The following is a 17,954-nucleotide window of genomic DNA, read 5'->3' as shown; positions in this document are numbered from 1 at the left end:
CTTCCCCCCGCGCCCGCCCGCCCTCCACACGCTCAGGACTCCGTCAAGCTCCAGAGAGGCTGTCCATGAACAACGACTTGCGCACCGTCATGCGCAACTTCGCGACCGGGGTCTGCGTCGTCAGCACCTACGCGGACGACAGCTCCGGACGCAGGCACAACGCCATCACCGTCAACTCCCTCACGTCGGTCTCGCTGGAGCCGCCGCTGGTGTCCCTGAGCTTCCGCCGGGAATCGGGGTTCCTCGCCGATCTGCTCCGGTCGGAGGTCTGGGGGATCTCCATCCTCGGCGCTGAGGGCGAGGACACCGCGCGGCTGTTCGCCCGCTCCCGCGAGGAGCGCGACCAGGCGCTGCGCGACCTGCCGAGCGAGATCGGCGCCCACACCGGCACCCGGCTCTTCGACGCCGCCGGCTGGATGGAGTGCCGCTACCGGGACCGTGTCACGGCCGGCGACCACGTGATGGTCATCGGCGAGGTCGTCGGCCTCGGCTCCCGAGAGGACCGGACCCCCCTGATCTTCCTGCAGGGCGGGTTCCATCGATTCGAACTCGAACAGGTGTGACCATGAGAGCCAAAGCCAAGAGATCCACCCGGTGGCGTCTGCAGGGCCTGGGCGCCGCGGTCCTCACCCTGGCGGGACTGTCCGTCCTGGTGTGGCCCACGGCGAACGCGACCGAACCGGCCGCCGCCCCGGCACCGAAGACCGCCGCGACGACACCGACCACCGTCTGCGTCGCCGACCGGAGCGCACCCGACCGCGAGTGGACCGTCCAGGTCACCGCGGCCACCGCGGAACTCCTCTACCGCTGGACCCTGTCGTACCCCGGCCCCTGCGCCTCCTACGGCAAACCCAGCGCGCTCGGCGACGGATCGGTGCGCACCTACGCCCAGCTGTCCGGCGACCGCCCGCAGACCGTCGGCATCGTCTTCCCGCGCGCCACACTCCGCAACCTGCCGACCGCCATGACCGACGGCAAGCACTGCTACGACATGAACGGCGACGGCAAGGTCGACGAGCACACCGAGTGCGTCGGCGGCCACGAACGCCCCCTGGACCTGCCGCCGAAACTGGCGGGACTCGCCGGCAAGCCGCTGACCTGGGCGCTGGTCAACTACAACCCGATGGGCCACGGGCCGGAGCACATCTACGACTCGCCGCACTTCGACTTCCACTTCTACATCCAGCCGAAGGCCGAGCGAGACGCGATCCGCACCGGGCCGTGCGGCCTCGCCATCGACTGCGACGACTACGCCACCGCCACCAAGCCGGTCCCCCCGCAGTACATGCCGCAGGGCTACCGGGACAACGGCGTCGCCGAAGCGGCCATGGGCAACCACCTGATCGACGACTCGTCACCGGAGTGGCACAACCAGGCGTTCACCCACACCTTCATCTACGGCTCCTACGACGCGAAGATCACCTTCCTGGAGCCGATGATCAGCAAGGCGTGGTTCGACGGGCTCGCCCGCGGCGACAACCCCAGCGGCTGCTTCCCGATCAAGCAGCCCCGCCAGTGGCAGGTCGACGGCTGGTACCCGCAGGAGTACTGCATCCGCTACCGGGCCAACCGGGACGACTTCACGGTCTCGATGGAGAACTTCAAGCACAGCAGCACCACCTGACACCGCTGACCGGCCGGCCCGTGCCGGCCGGTGCACGCTCCTGCGCCTTCCGCATATTGATAGGTGACTGACATATGTCCCGTGGATTCTCGATAGGCGTCGTCGGAGGAGGCGCGGCTGCAGTTTGCCTGATCGACGCGTTGGCCCGGACGGGCAGCGAACCGGGCAGCCTTACGGTCTTCGAGCCCTCACCGCACCTGTGGCGGGGCCGCGCGTACCAGGTCGACACCGAGACCCTCAAAGTCAACGCCACACCCGACGACATGTCGGTACGGGCCGGCGACCTCGCCCACTTCGAACGCTGGCTCGACACCCGCGACCGCGTCACCGGCGTCCCCACCGGCGTCGACCAGCGGTCAGGAGCCCGGTTCGCACCCCGCACCGTCTATGGCGACTACCTGGAGCAGACCGCCTACGCCTCACTCGGCGAACTGCGCCGGCAGGGCTGGCGCATCGACCTCGTCGGCGAAGGCGTCACCTCCGCCAGCCGCGCCGCCAACCGGGTCCTGCTCCGCACCGGCAACGGACGCGCCCGCGCCTTCGACTACGCCGTGCTCTGCGTCGGCGGCGACAGCCCCAAGGACGTGTACGGACTGACCGGCGCACCCGGATTCGTCCCCGACCCGTACCCCATCGCGCACACCCTCAAAGGCGTCGCCGAACAGGAGCATGTGGCGGTCATCGGCAGCGGCCTGACCGCCGTCGACATCATCCTGTCCCTCGCCGCCCAGGGCCACCAGGGCCGGATCAGCCTGCTGTCCCGGCGGGGCGTCCTCCCCGGAGTGCGCCAGCGGCCCGTCCCGTTCGAACTGCGCCACATCACCCCCGAGCGGATGCGGGCGCTGGCCGCCGAACGGCCCGAGATCTCGGTCGACGACATCGCGGCCGTCCTCCGCGCCGAGTTCCGGGACGCGGGTGCCGACCTCGACGCGGTCGTCTCGGAGATCATCCGTGTCGACCTGGAGGACCCCGTGGACCGGCTGCGCCGGCAGCTCGGCGAGGTCAACTCGCCCCACATGGGACTGCGGATCCTGCAACGCGCCGTACCCGAGACCGGACCCGACATCTGGCCGCCACTCCGCGAGGAGGACAAGGTACGGCTGCTGCGCGCCCACTACCGCACCATCATGAGCCTGTGCTGCCCGATGCCACCGAGCAGCGCGGCCGTCCTGCTGGACCTGGTCGAGGCCGGCCAACTCGCCATCCAGGCCGGACTCCAGGACATCACCGCCCGCGACGGCGACGGCTTCGACATCGTCGCCGCCGACGGCACCGCCTTCTCCGCCGACGTGGTCATCAACGCGGTCAACGCCTCGGAGGGACGCATACCCACCAGCGCCCAACCGCTGGTCACCTCACTGATGCGCACCCGCGCCGCCAGCCGGCACCCGCACGGCGGACTGCACCTCGAACGCTCCACCAGCCAGCTCACCGCGGGCGGCCGACCCGATCCACGGCTGTACGCCCTCGGCAACATCGCCGCCGGCGCCCTGTTCTTCACCTTCGGCATCCCGTCCCTGGTCGACCGCAGCCAGGACATCGTCACCGCGATCCGACAGCACGCCGAGACGGTGCTGCCCGCCCACGCGGACGTGCTGCTCACGGCCTGAGCGCCACGCACCCGCGTCCCGCGAAGAAAGGAAAGCCATGACCACCACGGCAACCGAGCCTCGCCCCGACTACCTGGCGGACACCCACACCGGACTGCCCATCCCGGGCGAGCCCGAGTTCGCCACCCACGAGGAGACCCGGCGCCACCGCAAGCAGCGCCTGGCCGCCGCCCTGCGCCTGTTCGGCAAGTACGGCTTCGGCGAAGGCATATCGGGCCACATATCGGTCCGCGACCCGGAGTACCCGGACCGCTTCTGGGTCAACCCGTTCGGCGTCTCCTTCAACCGGGTCAGGGTCGCCGACCTGATCTGCGTCGACTCCGCCGGACGGGTCGTCGAAGGCAGGCACCGCGTCAACCCCAGCGCCTTCGTCATCCACTCCCAGATCCACGAACTCCAGCCCGGCGCCACCGCCGCCGCCCACGGCCACACCGCCCACTCCCGCGCCCTCGGCGCACTCGGCCGACTGCTCGAACCCATCGACCAGGAATCCGCCGCCTTCTACGGCCGGCAGGTCCTGTACGAGGAGTACGAGGGGCCGTCCGTGTCGCTGGAACAGGGCCGCGACATCGCCGAGAAGCTCGGCGGCAACCGGGCCATCCTGCTGCGCCACCACGGCCTCATCACCGTCGGCGGCTCCCTGGACGAGGCCGTCCACTGGTTCTTCACCTACGACAGCTGCGCCCAGGTCCAGCTGCTCGCCCACGCCGCCGGCACCCCGAAGAGCTTCACCCACGAGCAGGCGGTCGCCGCCGGTGACGGCTTCGGCAACGAGCAGCTCGGCTGGTTCAGCTTCCAGCTGCTCTGGGACGAGATCACCCACGAACAGCCCGACCTGCTGGAGGAGTAGGCGCCCCCGCCCCCTCCGCACCCACCCACCCATCGAGGAGTACCCACATGAAGGTTCTGCTGTTCGGCGCGAGCGGCAACATCGGCAGCGCCATCGCCGACGAGCTGCTGTCCCGCGGCCACACCGTCACCGGTGTCACCCGCACCGGGGAGCTGCGCGGCGGCGACCGCGAGGGCCTCACCGTCGCCGCCGGCGACGTCACGGACGCCGCGACCGTCGCCGAGCTCGCCCCCGGCCACGACGCGGTGGCCTCCGCCGTCGGCCCCCGGCTCGGCGTGGACGACGACCGCAAGATCCTCGTGGGCGCCACCCAGGCGCTGATCGAGGGCCTGCGCCGCGGCGACGTCACCCGCCTGGTCGTCCTCGGCGGCGCGGGCAGCCTGGAGGTGTCGCCGGGCGTCCGCGTCATCGACAACCCGAACTTCCCGGCGATGTGGAAGGCCAACGCGCTCGCGCAGAGCGAGGCGCTCGGCCTCTACCGCGAGGTCGACGACCTCGACTGGACGTTCATCTCACCGGCCGCGCTGATCGAGCCGGGCGAGCGCACCGGCACGTACCGCAGGGGCGGCGACCAGCTCCTCGTGGACGCCGACGGCAAGAGCCGGATCACCATCCCGGACTACGCCGTCGCGTTCGTGGACGAGCTGGAGCGCGGCGAGGCCGTCAAGCAGCGCATCACCGTCGCGTACTGACCCCGGCCGGAGGGGCCGCGCAGGGTCGCCCCCGCAGGCGTCGGAGGACCGGAAACGGCACGAAGACCGGCACCCGAACCCTCCGACGCCGAGGAGGCGAGCCCGGAGCGTCCCCGCCCCGGACGGCAGACCGCAACCACCGCGAAGAAACCCGCACCACCCCCCCACCGCACCACCCACCGCCCGCACCGAAACCCGCACCACCCACCCCACCGCACAGACCCACCGCACCACCCACCCCACCCAGATCCGCACCACCCATCCCACCCCACCGCACCCATCCCACCCCACCGCACCCCGCCACCCCCCACCTCAATGCCCCGTGCCCGCCGGTTCGCCGGTGGGGGCGGGCCCCGGCCACATCGGAGGGACCTCTCATGTCCTCGTCGGACACCCCGACACCGACCGCACGCTCCGGCGGGCGGGCTCGCTTCGTCGTCATCCTCGGCGCGCTCACCGCGCTCGGGCCGCTCGCCAACGACGCCTACCTGCCCGGTCTGCCCCAGATCTCCCGCGACCTGGAGGCCAGCGCGTCGGCGGCGCAGCTCAGCCTGACCGCCTGTCTGCTGGGCCTCGGCATCGGCCAGATGATCGCGGGCCCGGTCAGCGACGCCCTCGGCCGCCGCCGGCCGCTCATGGCCGGTCTGGCCCTGTTCGCCGTCACGGGCCTGCTGTGCGCGTTCGCGCCGAACGTCTGGGTCCTCGTCGCCCTGCGCGCCCTTCAGGGCCTCGGCGGCGCCACCGGCATCGTCATCGCCTCGGCGATCGTCCGCGACCGCGACTCCGGCGCGGCGGCCGCCCGGTTCTTCTCGATGCTGATGCTGATCACCGGCATCGCCCCGATCCTCGCCCCCGTGCTGGGCGGCCAGCTGCTGCTGGTCTCCTCCTGGAAGGGCATCTTCGTCGCGCTCGCCGTGGCCGGCGCGCTGATGCTCGCCGCCGTCGTCACGGCGCTGCCCGAGACGCACCCGGCCGAGCGCCGCCAGTCCGGCGGCCTGGCGGCGACGGGCCCGGTGTTCCGCCGGCTGCTCGCCGACCGGGTGTTCGTCGGCTACAACCTGGCCTGCGGTTTCGCGTTCGCCGCGATGTTCGCGTACATCTCGGGCTCGACGTTCGTGCTGCAGGCCATCCACGGCCTGTCGCCGCAGCAGTTCAGCGTCGTCTTCGCCGTCAACGCGCTCGGCCTGGTCGTCGCCGCGCAGGTCAGTGGACGGGTCGTGCACCGGGTTGGGCCGCGCAGGCTGCTCGCCACCGGCGTGTCCGGGTCCGCGCTCGGCGGCCTCGCCCTGCTGGCCGTGGTCCTCACGGACGCCGGCCTGGTGCCGCTGCTGGCCGCCCTGTTCGTGGTGGTCGCCAGCGTGGGTCTGGTCATGCCGAACGCGACGGCCCTGGCGCTCCAGGACCACGGCGACGTCGCGGGTTCCGCGGCGGCGCTCCTGGGCCTGTCCCAGCATCTGATCGGCGCCGCCGTGGTCCCGCTGGTGGGCCTCGCGGGCGAGGGCACCGCCGTGCCCATGGGCGTCGTGATCGCCGTGCTCGGCGTGGCCGCGCTCGGCTCGTTCGCCCTGTTCACCCGGGCCCGCTCCGGCGAGTCCGGCCAGCACGGCTCCACCCCGGCCCCGGCCCCGTCTTCCGCCGACGCGGCCCAGCCGGCTTCCCGCTGAGGCCCGCCGGCCTCCCGCCGAGCGCCCGGCGGCCATCCGCCGAGCGCTCCCACACCAACCGATCGAGGTAACCGCAACCATGATCCATGACACGTCCCTCGCCGCAGTGGACTCCTGGAGACGGCGACCTGCGGCCCAGCAGCCCGACTGGCCGGACCCGGAAGCCCTGCAGAGTGTCGTCGGTGAACTGTCCGCCTATCCGCCGCTGGTCTTCGCCGGCGAGTGCGACCAGCTCCGCGACCGGCTCGCCGCCGTCGCCCAGGGGGAGGCGTTCCTCCTCCAGGGCGGCGACTGCGCCGAGACGTTCGACGCCATCACCGCCGAACAGGTCCGCTCCAAGGTCCGTACGCTGCTCCAGATGGCCGCCGTGCTCACGTACGCGACGTCGGTGCCGGTGGTGAAGGTGGGCAGGATCGCCGGCCAGTACTCCAAGCCGCGCTCCAAGCCGACCGAGGTACGCGACGGCGTCGAACTCCCGGTGTACCGGGGCGACGCCGTCAACGGGCTGGCGTTCACGCCGGAGGCCCGGACCCCGGACCCGGAGCGGCTGAAGCGGATGTACCACTCGTCCGCCGCGACGCTGAACCTGATCCGCGCGTTCGTCACCGGCGGCTACGCCGACCTGCGCCGGATCCACGAATGGAACCAGGACTTCGTCGCCGCGTCCCCGGCCGGGGAGCGCTACGAGCGCCTCGCCCAGGACATCGACGACGCGCTGGCGTTCCTCCAGGCGTGCGGCGCCGACCCGCGCGAGATCCACTCCGCGGAGGTGTACGCGAGCCACGAGGCGCTGCTCCTGGACTACGAGGCGGCGCTGACCCGTACCGACGCCCGTACGGGACAGCCGTACGACGTGTCGGGGCACATGATCTGGATCGGTGAGCGGACCCGGCAGCTCGACGGCGCGCACGTCGAGTTCGCCGCCCGCGTCCGCAACCCCATCGGGGTGAAGCTGGGGCCCACGACGACGCCCGACGAGGCGCTGGCGCTGATCGACCGGCTGGACCCGGACCGCGAGCCCGGCCGGCTGTCGTTCATCACCCGCATGGGCGCCGACAAGGTCCGGGACGTCCTTCCGTACCTGGTGGAGAAGGTGTCGGCGGCGGGTGCCCAGGTCGCGTGGATCTGCGACCCGATGCACGGCAACACGTTCGAGGCGCCCAGCGGGCACAAGACCCGCCGTTTCGACGACGTGCTGGACGAGCTGAAGGGCTTCTTCGACGTGCACGCGGCGCTGGGCACCCACCCGGGCGGCATCCATGTCGAACTGACCGGCGACGACGTCACCGAGTGCGTCGGCGGAGGGTACGAGGTCACCCTCAACGACCTCCAGCACCGCTACGAATCGGCCTGCGACCCCCGGCTCAACCGTTCGCAGGCGCTCGACCTGGCGTTCCGGGTCGCCGAGCTGTACCGGGACCGGGACCGGGACGACTCCCCGGCCCTGCGCCCGACGGCCGTCGCCACCGCCGCCTGACCGTACGACCGAACCGTACGACGAAGCCGTACGACCGAACCGTACGACGAAGCCGTACACCACCCACCCGTACACCACCCACCCGCACCGTCCCCGCCCCGCACGTTCCCGGCGGCACGTTCCTAGTGGAGGTAAGTGATGACGATACGAGCCGTGCGCGGAGCGACGCAGCTCGACTTCGACGACCGGGGCCATCTGCTGGACAACGTCAAGACGCTCGTCAAGGAGATGCTCGACGCGAACGCCCTGGACCAGGACGATCTGGTCGGGCTCATCTTCACCGCGACACCCGACCTGCGCAGCGAGTTCCCGGCCGTCGCGGCCCGTGAACTCGGCATGGGGGACGTGCCGCTGATGTGCGCGCAGGAGCTGGACATCGCCGGTTCCCTGCCCCGGGTCGTACGGATCCTGGCCCTGGCGGAGACCGAACTGTCCAAACGGGAGATCCGCCACGTCTACCAGGGCGGCGCGGCGGCGCTGCGCACCGATCTGGCGCCGGCGGCGGCCGGGGCCGGGGCACGCGAATGATCGGCTCCGCCGCCGTCGTCGGGACGGGGCTGATCGGCACCTCGGTGGCCCTGGCCCTCAGCCGCCGGGGCGTCCGGGTCCATCTGATGGACGCGGACGAGTCGGCGGTCCGTACGGCGGCCTCGCTCGGCGCCGGCCTGGCAGGGCCGCCGTCGGGCCAGGTCGACATGGCGGTACTCGCCGTGCCCCCGGCCCATGTGGGCGGCGTCCTCGCCGAGTACCAGGCGCGCGGGCTCGCCCGCAGCTACACGGACGTCGCCAGCGTCAAGGTGGAGCCGCACCGCAGTGTCCGGGACGGCGGCGGCGACCCGGCGAGCTTCATCGGCGGCCACCCGATGGCGGGCCGGGAACGGTCCGGTCCGCTCGCCGCCTGCGCCACGCTCTTCGAGGGGCGTTCCTGGGTGCTCACGCCGTCCGACCGGACCACCACCGACACGTTCAACCACGCCTTGGAGACGGTGGCGCTGTGCGGGGCGGTGCCGGTGGTGATGGAGAGCCGCGCCCACGACCGGGCGGTGGCGCTGGTGTCGCACGCCCCGCACGTCGTGGCGTCCCTGGTGGCGGCGCGGCTCCAGCACATCCCGGAGGAGGCCGCCCGGCTCGTCGGGCAGGGCCTGCGGGACGTCACCCGGATCGCCGGGGGCGACCCCCGGCTGTGGGGCGACATCCTGGAGGCCAACGCGACGGAGGTCGCCGACGTCCTGGCCGACCTGTCCGACGACCTCGCGACGGCCGTGGCGGCGCTGCGCGGTCTGGCCACGGAGAAGGCCGACGAACGGGACCGGGGCACGGCGGTCCTGGCCGACCTCCTCGGCCGCGGGGTGGCCGGGCTGCGGCGCATCCCCGGCAAGCACGGCACGCCGGGCCCGGTCTGCGTACCGGTGCGCGTCCTGCTGGGCGACCAGCCGGGCGAGCTGGCCCGCCTGCTGGCGGCCGCGGCGGAACTCGGCGTCAACGTCGAGGACATGACGATCGACCACTCGCCGGGCGAGCCCAGCGGCCTGGTGGAGCTGATGGTCGAGGCGGGCGCGGCGGAGGACATGGCGCGCCGGCTCACCGACACCGGCTGGAAGGTCCAGCGCATCGCGCCGCCGCCACTGCCGGGCGCCTCCCACGAACCGCTCGCCGCGCGCTGACCCGCGCCCTCGACCCCGGAAGGCAGCATGTTCCCCTTCAGCGGCGTTCCGGCACGCGTTCCCGCGATCGGCCCGGTGGGCGGCCGGGCGGACGGCCGGGCGGACGGGCCGGTGGGCGGTCAGGCGGGTGGTCAGGCGGGTGGAGCCGACCCGGTGGGGGCGCTGTGCCGGGAGGTGCTGGCGTCCCTGCCGCGCAGCGATCAGCGCCGTACGGGCGAGCTGTACGTGCGGAGCCTGCTGACGGCGACCGGACGGCACGGACCCGTGCCCGGCCAGAGCCCCGTCCCCGGCGCGGGACTCGTGACCGGCGCGGGGCCCGTGACCGGCGAAGGACCGGCGGCCGGGTACGGCCCCGGAGCCGGGTACGAACCCGCGCTCGCCCAGCGGCTGCACCACTTCGTCAACGACTCGCCCTGGGACTGGCGGCCCGTCCGCCGCGCCCTGGCCGCCCGGGTCGACGCCGGTACCGGCCCCGTGGCGTGGGCCGTGCGCTCCAGCACGGTCGGCCGCAGCACCTTCCAGTGCGTCGGCGTGGACAACTTCGCCGACTACGCCACCGGCAGGACCGTACGGGGCCAGCGGGCCGTGGGGTTGTGGCTGGTGACCGACCGGGGAGAGTTCCCGGTCACCTGGCGGCTGACGCTCACGGCCCGCTGGCTCGCCGACCCCGTGCTGCGCGCCCGCGCCGCGATCCCCGACGACGTCGTCCCCGCCGGACCGGTCCGCAGCGCCCTCGACTGCGTACGGGAGATGGCCGACGGAGCCGGTGTGCGCACCGCCCCGCTCATCCTGGACTGCCGGCGCACCGATCTGCGGTCCGTCCTGCGGGAGCTGACGTCCCTGGGCGTCCCCTACCTGGTACGGGTCAGCGGCTCGGAACTCCTCGCCGGTCCGGCGGTCGCGCCGCCCCGCGCGCGGCAGGGCCCGCCCCGACGGCTCAGCACCGCCCGCCAGCTGGCCGGCGCGGCGGCGGAGCCGGGCCCGAAGGTGCTGCGCGTGCCGTGCCGCACGGCCGCCGACCCCACCGGGCGGCCCCACGTCCTGCTCGTCGTACGCGACCCGCGCGCCGGAGGCGGGCCCGCCTACTGGCTGACCGGCATGGCGGGCCCGGCCACCAAGGCGCTGGGGCGCATCGCCGCACGGCACAGCGCCCCCGCGCGAACCGCCGATCCCGTACCGGACTTCGGCCTCCACGCCTACGCGGGGCGCTCGTTCGCCGCCTGGCACCGCCACACCACGCTGGCGTCGCTCGCCCGCGCGGCCGCCCTGCTGTTCCCGCACCACGCCCGGCAGCGGCACACCGCCGCATGACGCATCCGAGAGCCCGAGAGCCTGAGAGCCCGAGAGTCCGAGAGAAGGAGCCATGACCGCGCAGCAGCAGCACGAACACGAGCACGCCCGGCAGACGACGGCCCGGCCGCAGACCCCCACCTCCACCTCCACCTCCACCCCCACCCCCACACCGACACCGACACCGACCACGGGTGCCCTGCGGTGGACCGACGCCGACCGGCAGGCCGTCGAAGTGGCGCGGGCGCTCGCCGTGGACGCCGTGGAGGCCGCGGGACACGGGCACCCCGGAACCGCGATGAGCCTGGCCCCGGCCGCGTACCTGCTGTTCCAGCGGCTGCTGCGGCACGACCCCGCAGACCCGGAGTGGGCCGGCCGCGACCGGTTCGTCCTCTCCTGCGGCCACGCCAGCCTCACCCTCTACACACAGCTGTACCTGTCCGGGTACGGACTCGAACTCGACGACCTCAAGGCCCTCCGCACCGCCGGCAGCCTCACCCCCGCCCACCCCGAGTACGGCCACACCCCCGGCGTGGAGACCACCACCGGGCCGCTGGGCCAGGGCGTGGCCAACGCGGTCGGCATGGCGATGGCCGCCCGACGCGAGCGAGGGCTCTTCGACCCGGACGCCGCGCCCGGGACGTCGCCGTTCGACCACACCATCTGGGTGATCGCCTCCGACGGCGACCTGGAGGAGGGCGTGTGCCACGAGGCGAGTTCGCTCGCCGGCCACCAGCGGCTGGGCAACCTCGTCATGCTCTGGGACGACAACCGGATCTCCATCGAGGACGACCGGCGCATCGCCCACTCCGAGGACGTCATCGCCCGCTACCGCGCCTACGGCTGGGACGTACGGCAGGTCGACTGGACGGTCTCCGGCCGGTACGAGGAGGACGTCGACGCGCTGTACGCCGCGCTCACCGCCGCCCGTGACACCACCGACCGGCCGTCGCTGGTGGCGCTGCGCACCGTCATCGGCTGGCCGTCGCCGGGCAAGCGCGACACCGGCGCGATCCACGGCGCCGCACTCGGCGCGGAGGAGGCCGCGGCGACCAAGGCGGCGATGGGCCTCGACCCCGCGCTCAGCTTCCACGTACCGGACGCCGTCCTCGCCCACGCCCGCGAGGTCGCCGACCGGGGCCGCGCCGCCCACCGCGCCTGGGACAAGCGCTACCTGGACTGGCGGGCCGCCCACCCGGATCGCGCCGCCGAGTTCGACCGGATCGCCGCGCGCCGGCTGCCGGCGGGCTGGGAACGGGCGCTGCCCTCGTTCGCTCCGGGCGGCTCCATGGCGACCCGCAAGGCGTCGGGCGAGGTGCTGTCCGCCCTGGCCTCCGTCCTGCCCGAACTGTGGGGCGGCTCCGCCGACCTCGCCGAGAGCAACAACACGACGATGAAGGGCGAACCGTCCTTCGTACCCGAGGAGTTCGCCACCGACGCGTTCCCCGGGCACCGCTACGGCCGCACCCTCCACTTCGGCATCCGCGAACACGGCATGGGCGCGATCCTCAACGGCATCGCCCTGCACGGCGGCACCCGCCCCTACGGCGGCACGTTCCTGGTCTTCTCGGACTACATGCGCCCGGCCGTACGGCTCGCCGCGATGATGCGGCTGCCCGTCACCTACGTCTGGACGCACGACTCGATCGGCCTCGGCGAGGACGGGCCCACCCACCAGCCGGTGGAACACCTGTGGTCGCTGCGCGGCATACCCGGCCTCGACGTGGTCCGCCCGGCCGACGCCAACGAGACGGTCGCCGCCTGGCGGGCCATCCTCGAACGCGGCGACCGGCCCGCCGGACTGTGCCTGACCCGGCAGAACCTGCCCGTTCTCGACCGCTCGCCCGGCAGCGGCATCGCCACCACGGACGAGGTGTCCCGGGGCGGTTACGTGCTGGCGGACGCGGACGGCGCCGACCGGCCCGAGGTGATCCTCATCGCCACCGGCAGCGAGGTCCCCATCGCGCTCGACGCCCGCGCGATCCTCCAGGGCGAGGGCATCCCGACCCGGGTCGTGTCGATGCCGTGCCTGGAGTGGTTCCAGGAGCAGGACCAGGAGTACCGGGACCGGGTGCTGCCGCCCGACGGCGGGGCCAGGGTCTCCGTCGAGGCCGGCACCGCGCTCGGCTGGTACGCGCTGCTGGGCCCGGCCGGGCAGGCGGTCAGCCTCGACGGCTTCGGCGCATCCGCCCCGTACCAGGCCCTGTACGAGCAGTTCGGCCTGACCGCGCAGCGCGTCGCGGCCGCCGCCCGCGCGAGCCGCCACCGCGTCGCGAAGAACACCGTCCGCCCCGCGGCGGGCACCGGGGCGGGCGCGTCCGGGACGGGAGCGGCGGCATGACCACGCGCACGGTGCTGCGGGCGCGCGTCCCGGGTTCCAAGAGCATCACCAACCGGGTGCTGCTGCTCGCCGCCGCCGCTCAGGGCCGCAGCCGCGTCGGCGCGCCCCTGGTCAGCGACGACACCGTCGCCTTCCGGGCCGCGCTGGCCGCCCTGGGCGTCGACGTGACCGACGACGGGGACGACTGGCTGGTCACCGGGCTCGGCGGGGCGCCGCGCGCGACCGGCCCGGTCTGGTGCGCGGACGCCGGGACGGCAGCCCGGTTCCTGCCGCCGTTCGCCGCCTGCGGAGACGGCACGGTCGTCTTCGACGGATCGGAGCAGTTGCGGGCGCGCCCGCTGCGGCCGCTGGTGGACGCGCTGACCAGGCTCGGCGCCGACATCCGTACCACCGACACCGGTCCTGCCCCCGCCCCAGGTCTCACCGGGGGCGACCTGCCCTTGACCGTGCGGGCGACCGACGGCGGCCTGGCCGGCGGGGAGCTCGTCCTGGACTCCTCCACCAGCAGCCAGTACCTCACCGGGCTCCTGATGGCGGCCCCGCTGATGCGCACCCCGCTGACGGTGACCGTCCGGGGCCTGGTCAGCACCCCGTACATCGCGATGACCCGGTCCCTGATGCGGCGCTTCGGCGCCGGTGTGGAGACGGCCGGGCCGTCCGCCCTGCGGGTACGGCCCGGCGGCTACCGCGCGACCGACCTGGCCGTCGAGCCGGACGCGTCGACCGCCTCGTACTTCTACGCGGCGGCGGCCGTCACCGGGAGCACCGTCCTGGTGCCGGGGCTCGGCCCCGACAGCCTCCAGGGCGACCTGGGCTTCACCGACGTGCTGCGGCTGACCGGCGCCCGGGTGCGGGACACCCCCGAGGGCCGGGAGGTCACCGGGCCCGACGTCCTGCGCGGCGGCTTCAGCGTCGACATGGGCGACGTCTCCGACACCTTCATGACGCTGGCGGCGATCGCGCCGCTGGCCGACGGGCCGATCACCATCACCGGTATCGCCCACGCCCGGCTGAAGGAGTCGGACCGGATCGCCGCCGTGGCGGGGAACCTGCGGGCGCTGGGCGTCCGGGTCGACGAGGGCCCCGACCGGATCACGGTGCGTCCCGGGCCGGTCACGCCCGCCCGGATCGCCTGCCGCCGCGACCACCGCATCGCGATGTCGTTCTCCGTGCTCGGACTGCGGGCGCCCGGCCTGACCTTCGACGACCCGGCGTGCGTGAGCAAGACGTTCCCCGGCTTCCACACGGAGCTGGCGCGGCTGTTCCCCGGGACGGACGAAGGGCGACGCGGCTGACGCCGACGCCCGACGCGGACGCGGACATGAACGCGGACCCTGACGCTGACGCTGACGCCGACGCGCACCCTGACGCGCGACGCGAACGCGGACGCGGACGCTGACGCCCGACGCGAACGCCGACGCCGACGCCGACGCGCACCCTGACGCGCGACGCGAACGTGGGCGCGGACGTGAGAGGAGGGGCGGGCCCTGTGCGGGGCCCGCCCCTCCTCTCGTGTGTCGTGCGGCGGCAGCGGCCGGCCCTACGGTCGCGCCCCGACGGCCTTCAGCATCCGGTCGTTCTCCTCGGGCGTGCCGATGGTGATCCGTACGCCCTCGTCGCCGTACGGCCGTACCATCACGCCCTCCGCCTCGCACGCCTCGGCGAACCCCGCCGTACGCGCACCCAGGCGCAGCCACACGAAGTTGGCCTCGCTGTCCGGCACCGTCAGGCCCAGGGCCCGCAGCCCGGCGGTGACCCGGCCGCGTTCCGCCACCAGCGCGTCGACCCGGTCCCGCAGTTCCGCCTCGGCCTCGGGCCGCAGCGACGCGACGGCGGCGGCCTGCGCGGGGCCGCTCACCCCGAACGGCACGGCGCAGGCGCGCAGCGCGGCCGCGACCGGCGGGTGGGCGACCGCGTAGCCGACGCGGAGCCGGGCGAGTCCGTACGCCTTCGAGAAGGTGCGCAGCACGGCGACGTTGGGCCGCTCGCGGTGCAGGTCGAGCCCGTCGGGGACGTCCGGGTCGCGGACGAACTCCCGGTACGCCTCGTCCAGGACCACCAGGACGTCGGTGGGCACCCGGTCGAGGAAGCGTTCCAGCTCGTCCCGGCGGACGACGGTGCCGGTGGGGTTGTTGGGGTTGCAGAGGAAGACCAGCCGGGTCCGGTCGGTGACCGCGTCCGCCATGGCGTCGAGACAGTGCCGCTCGTCCCGCAGCGGCACCTGCACGGGCGTCGCCCCGGCGGCCCAGGTGATCAGCGGATACGCCTCGAACGACCGCCAGGCGTAGAGGACTTCGTCGCCGTCACCGGCGGCCGCGCGGACCAGGTGGTGGGTGACACCGACCGACCCGGTGCCCGGCACCACATGCTCGCCGGGCACACCGAGGCGCTCCGCGAGGGCCGCGACGAGCTCGGTGCAGGCGGGGTCGGGGTAGCGGTTGACGGCGCCGATGTCCTCACGGGCGGCGGCCAGGACCGACGGCAGCGGCGGGTAGGGGTTCTCGTTGGACGACAGCTTGTCCACGAGGGCGTGGGGCGCGGGCCGGCCCGGGACGTAACGGGGCAGCCCGGTGACGTCCGCGCGCAGCCGCGGCCCGGCGGAGCGCGTCATCACCGGCCCTCCGTCCCGGCCGGCCGTGCGGGCGGCGCGGGCGGGTTGTACGGCGACGGCGCCGCGTACTCCCAGCGCAGCGGCAGGACCCCCGCCGTGTGCACGACCCGTTCGACGTCGAAGACGACGGTCCGCAGGGCGCCGGGGAACGCGGCCTTGCCGCGCTCGTCCCAGTCGATCCGGGCGGTGCCGGTCAGCTGGAGCGTGTCGCCCCGCTCCCAGTCGATGAAGAGCAGCCCGCACGCCGGGTCGAGCTGGAGGTTGCCCAGGGTCATGTAGAAGGAGTTGCCGAGGTAGTCCGGCCACGTCAGCTGCCGGGGCCCCGTCACGGCGACGAACCCCGGCTCGCCGCCCCGGTGCGAGGCGTCGGCGCCGTGCTCGGGCGCGCGGCTGCCGATGAAGAACGTGTCGGCGGTCTCGATCCACTTCCGCTGCCCGGCGTCCAGCGTGTCCGACGTCCGGGGCACGGGCGCCGCGGCCGCGGGGCCGTCCTCGGCGGGCATCCGCAGCTGGAGGTACTTCGGGCAGTTGCCGAGCACCTGTTCCGTCCGTACCCGCAGCGTGGACCCGTCACGCCGCGCCACGCCGTTGATCCTGATCCGGCGGGCGGTCTGCGGTTCGATCACCAGCATGCCGATGTCGCGCGTCGCCTCGAACGCGCCGGACAGGGGGTCTCCCGGCGGCAGTTCGGCGCCGATGCCGATGGTGTGGCGGTCCAGGGTGCGGATGAAGCCGTGCTCGCCGTGCAGGACGGAGGCCCAGACGGCGCCGTCGCCGTCGGCCCCGCCGATGATCAGCATGCGCTGCTGCAGCATGAACTGGTCGAAGCCCGGCAGGATCTCGTCGCCGAACATGGGGGAGCCCCAGCCCGCGTGCCCCTCGTTCGCGCGCCGCTGTACGGCCTGCTCACCCTCGTGGTGAGGTGTCTTGATCACAGCCGGGATCCGAGGAACGTGGCCGTGTCCACGACCCGGTTGGAGAAGCCCCACTCGTTGTCGTACCAGCCGACGACCTTCACCTGGCGGCCGTCGCCGATGACCTTGGTGAGTCCGGCGTCGAAGATGCAGGACGCCGGGTCGGTGACGATGTCGCTGGAGACGATGGGATCCTCGGTGTAGCTGAGGATGCCGGCGAGCGGCCCCCTGGCGGCCTCCGCGAACACCGCGTTGACCTCTTCGGCGGTGGTCGTACGGCCCACCCGGACCGTCAGGTCGGTGGCCGAGCCGGTCGGGATCGGGACACGCAGGGCGTACCCGTCGAGCTTGCCGTTGAGGCGCGGCAGGACCAGCCCGATGGCCTTGGCGGCGCCCGTCGTCGTGGGCACGGTGTTGGTGGTGGCCGAACGGGCCCGCCGCAGGTCCTTGTGCGGTCCGTCCTGCAGGTTCTGGTCCTGCGTGTAGGCGTGCACGGTGGTCATCAGGCCGTGTTCGATGCCGAACGCGTCATCCAGCACCTTGGCGAGCGGTGCCAGGCAGTTGGTGGTGCAGGACGCGTTGGAGACGATGTCGTGGCGGGCGGGGTCGTACAGCCCGTCGTTGATGCCGTAGGCGAGGGTGAGGTCCTCGTTCTTGGCGGGCGCGCTGATGATGACCTTCCTGGCGCCCGCGGTGAGATGGGCCCTGGCCTTGTCGGCGTCCGTGAAGACGCCCGTCGACTCGACGACGACGTCCACGCCGAGCTCGCCCCACGGCAGCTTCGCCGGGTCGCGCTCGGCGGTGACGCGGATGGTGCGGCCGTCGATGGACAGTTCGCCGTCGGCGGCCTTGACCTCGCGGTTCAGCCGGCCGAGCGTGCTGTCGTAGCGCAGCAGGTGCGCGAGCGTCGCGGCGTCGGTCAGGTCGTTGATGCCGACCACTTCCAGCTCGGCGCCGCGTTCCAGGGCGGCGCGGAAGAAGCTGCGGCCGATCCGGCCGAATCCGTTGATACCGACCTTGATCGTCACTGGGGTACCCCTCTTTTGGGTCTTCGTTCTTTCGGTTCGCTGCTTCGGTTCTTCGGCCCCTTCGGCCCCTTCGGCCCCTTCGGGCGTTCCGGGCGTTCGGGTGATCCGGGCGTTCGGGTGTTCCGGGCGTTCGGGTGTTCCGGGACCGCGAGCACCGTAGGTGCGGCGGTGGGCGCGAAGTTGCGCAAA

The 17,954-nt window shown here is 73.4% G+C and carries 15 protein-coding genes; 12 read left to right on the top strand and 3 right to left on the bottom strand.

Translation table 11 applies throughout. The annotated features are described in order from the left end of the window. Window positions 1-65 precede the first annotated feature (65 nt). The 12 genes from ACGF5U_RS13680 (at window position 66) to aroA (ending at window position 14,507) form a co-directional block, all read left to right on the top strand. Window positions 66-563 carry a flavin reductase family protein gene (locus ACGF5U_RS13680; RefSeq protein ID WP_392710336.1) on the top strand — a complete coding sequence of 166 codons (498 nt, stop codon included), beginning with the start codon at window positions 66-68 and terminating at the stop codon, window positions 561-563. A gap of 2 nt (window positions 564-565) precedes the next feature. Beyond that, on the top strand, window positions 566-1,624 hold the full coding sequence (locus ACGF5U_RS13675) for a hypothetical protein (RefSeq protein WP_392710335.1): 1,059 nt from the start codon (window positions 566-568) through the stop codon (window positions 1,622-1,624). Window positions 1,625-1,698: 74 nt separating this feature from the next. After that, a complete protein-coding gene (locus ACGF5U_RS13670) occupies window positions 1,699-3,234 on the top strand; it encodes an FAD/NAD(P)-binding protein (protein WP_392710334.1) in 1,536 nt (511 codons plus the stop codon). 37 nt (window positions 3,235-3,271) lie between these two features. Continuing rightward, on the top strand, window positions 3,272-4,084 hold the full coding sequence (locus ACGF5U_RS13665; protein WP_392710333.1) for a class II aldolase/adducin family protein: 813 nt from the start codon (window positions 3,272-3,274) through the stop codon (window positions 4,082-4,084). Between the two features lie 47 nt (window positions 4,085-4,131). Then, a complete protein-coding gene (locus tag ACGF5U_RS13660; RefSeq protein ID WP_392710331.1) occupies window positions 4,132-4,776 on the top strand; it encodes an NAD(P)-dependent oxidoreductase in 645 nt (214 codons plus the stop codon). A 377-nt stretch (window positions 4,777-5,153) separates the two neighbouring features. After that, complete coding sequence (locus tag ACGF5U_RS13655; RefSeq protein ID WP_392710330.1) at window positions 5,154-6,440, top strand: multidrug effflux MFS transporter; 1,287 nt, start codon at window positions 5,154-5,156, stop codon at window positions 6,438-6,440. A 79-nt stretch (window positions 6,441-6,519) separates the two neighbouring features. Next, window positions 6,520-7,917, top strand: coding sequence for a class II 3-deoxy-7-phosphoheptulonate synthase (locus ACGF5U_RS13650; protein ID WP_392710328.1), 1,398 nt, complete (start codon window positions 6,520-6,522; stop codon window positions 7,915-7,917). 138 nt (window positions 7,918-8,055) lie between these two features. Continuing rightward, complete coding sequence (aroH, locus tag ACGF5U_RS13645; RefSeq protein WP_392710326.1) at window positions 8,056-8,445, top strand: chorismate mutase; 390 nt, start codon at window positions 8,056-8,058, stop codon at window positions 8,443-8,445. Beyond that, on the top strand, window positions 8,445-9,581 hold the full coding sequence (locus ACGF5U_RS13640) for a prephenate dehydrogenase (RefSeq protein ID WP_392710665.1): 1,137 nt from the start codon (window positions 8,445-8,447) through the stop codon (window positions 9,579-9,581). Before aroH ends, ACGF5U_RS13640 begins: the two co-directional genes overlap by 1 nt. 27 nt (window positions 9,582-9,608) lie before the next feature. Beyond that, complete coding sequence (locus ACGF5U_RS13635; RefSeq protein WP_392710324.1) at window positions 9,609-10,892, top strand: transposase; 1,284 nt, start codon at window positions 9,609-9,611, stop codon at window positions 10,890-10,892. A 52-nt stretch (window positions 10,893-10,944) separates the two neighbouring features. Beyond that, the gene (tkt, locus tag ACGF5U_RS13630) at window positions 10,945-13,212 is read left to right on the top strand and encodes a transketolase (protein ID WP_392710323.1); all 2,268 of its coding nucleotides are present in this window, start codon (window positions 10,945-10,947) and stop codon (window positions 13,210-13,212) included. Next, window positions 13,209-14,507 (top strand): 3-phosphoshikimate 1-carboxyvinyltransferase, encoded by a 1,299-nt coding sequence (gene aroA / locus ACGF5U_RS13625; protein ID WP_392710322.1) that lies wholly within the window; start codon window positions 13,209-13,211, stop codon window positions 14,505-14,507. The genes tkt and aroA overlap by 4 nt, the downstream gene beginning before the upstream one ends. A 245-nt stretch (window positions 14,508-14,752) precedes the next feature. Here the strand turns inward: aroA and hisC are convergent, their stop codons facing one another. Genes hisC through gap form a run of 3 tightly spaced genes read right to left on the bottom strand, consistent with a single transcriptional unit; the run spans window position 14,753 to window position 17,765 of the window. Then, window positions 14,753-15,823 carry a histidinol-phosphate transaminase gene (gene hisC, locus ACGF5U_RS13620; RefSeq protein WP_392710320.1) on the bottom strand — a complete coding sequence of 357 codons (1,071 nt, stop codon included), beginning with the start codon at window positions 15,821-15,823 and terminating at the stop codon, window positions 14,753-14,755. Beyond that, complete coding sequence (locus ACGF5U_RS13615; protein WP_392710319.1) at window positions 15,823-16,758, bottom strand: pyridoxamine 5'-phosphate oxidase family protein; 936 nt, start codon at window positions 16,756-16,758, stop codon at window positions 15,823-15,825. Before ACGF5U_RS13615 ends, hisC begins: the two co-directional genes overlap by 1 nt. Further along, window positions 16,755-17,765: a type I glyceraldehyde-3-phosphate dehydrogenase gene (gene gap, locus ACGF5U_RS13610; RefSeq protein ID WP_392710317.1), complete on the bottom strand. Its 1,011-nt coding sequence runs from the start codon at window positions 17,763-17,765 to the stop codon at window positions 16,755-16,757. Before gap ends, ACGF5U_RS13615 begins: the two co-directional genes overlap by 4 nt. Window positions 17,766-17,954: the final 189 nt, after the last annotated feature.

The sequence above is a fragment of the Streptomyces sp. NPDC047886 genome (genome assembly GCF_043204435.1).
Lineage (GTDB): Bacteria > Actinomycetota > Actinomycetes > Streptomycetales > Streptomycetaceae > Streptomyces.
This window is presented reverse-complemented; position numbering and strand designations above follow the sequence as displayed.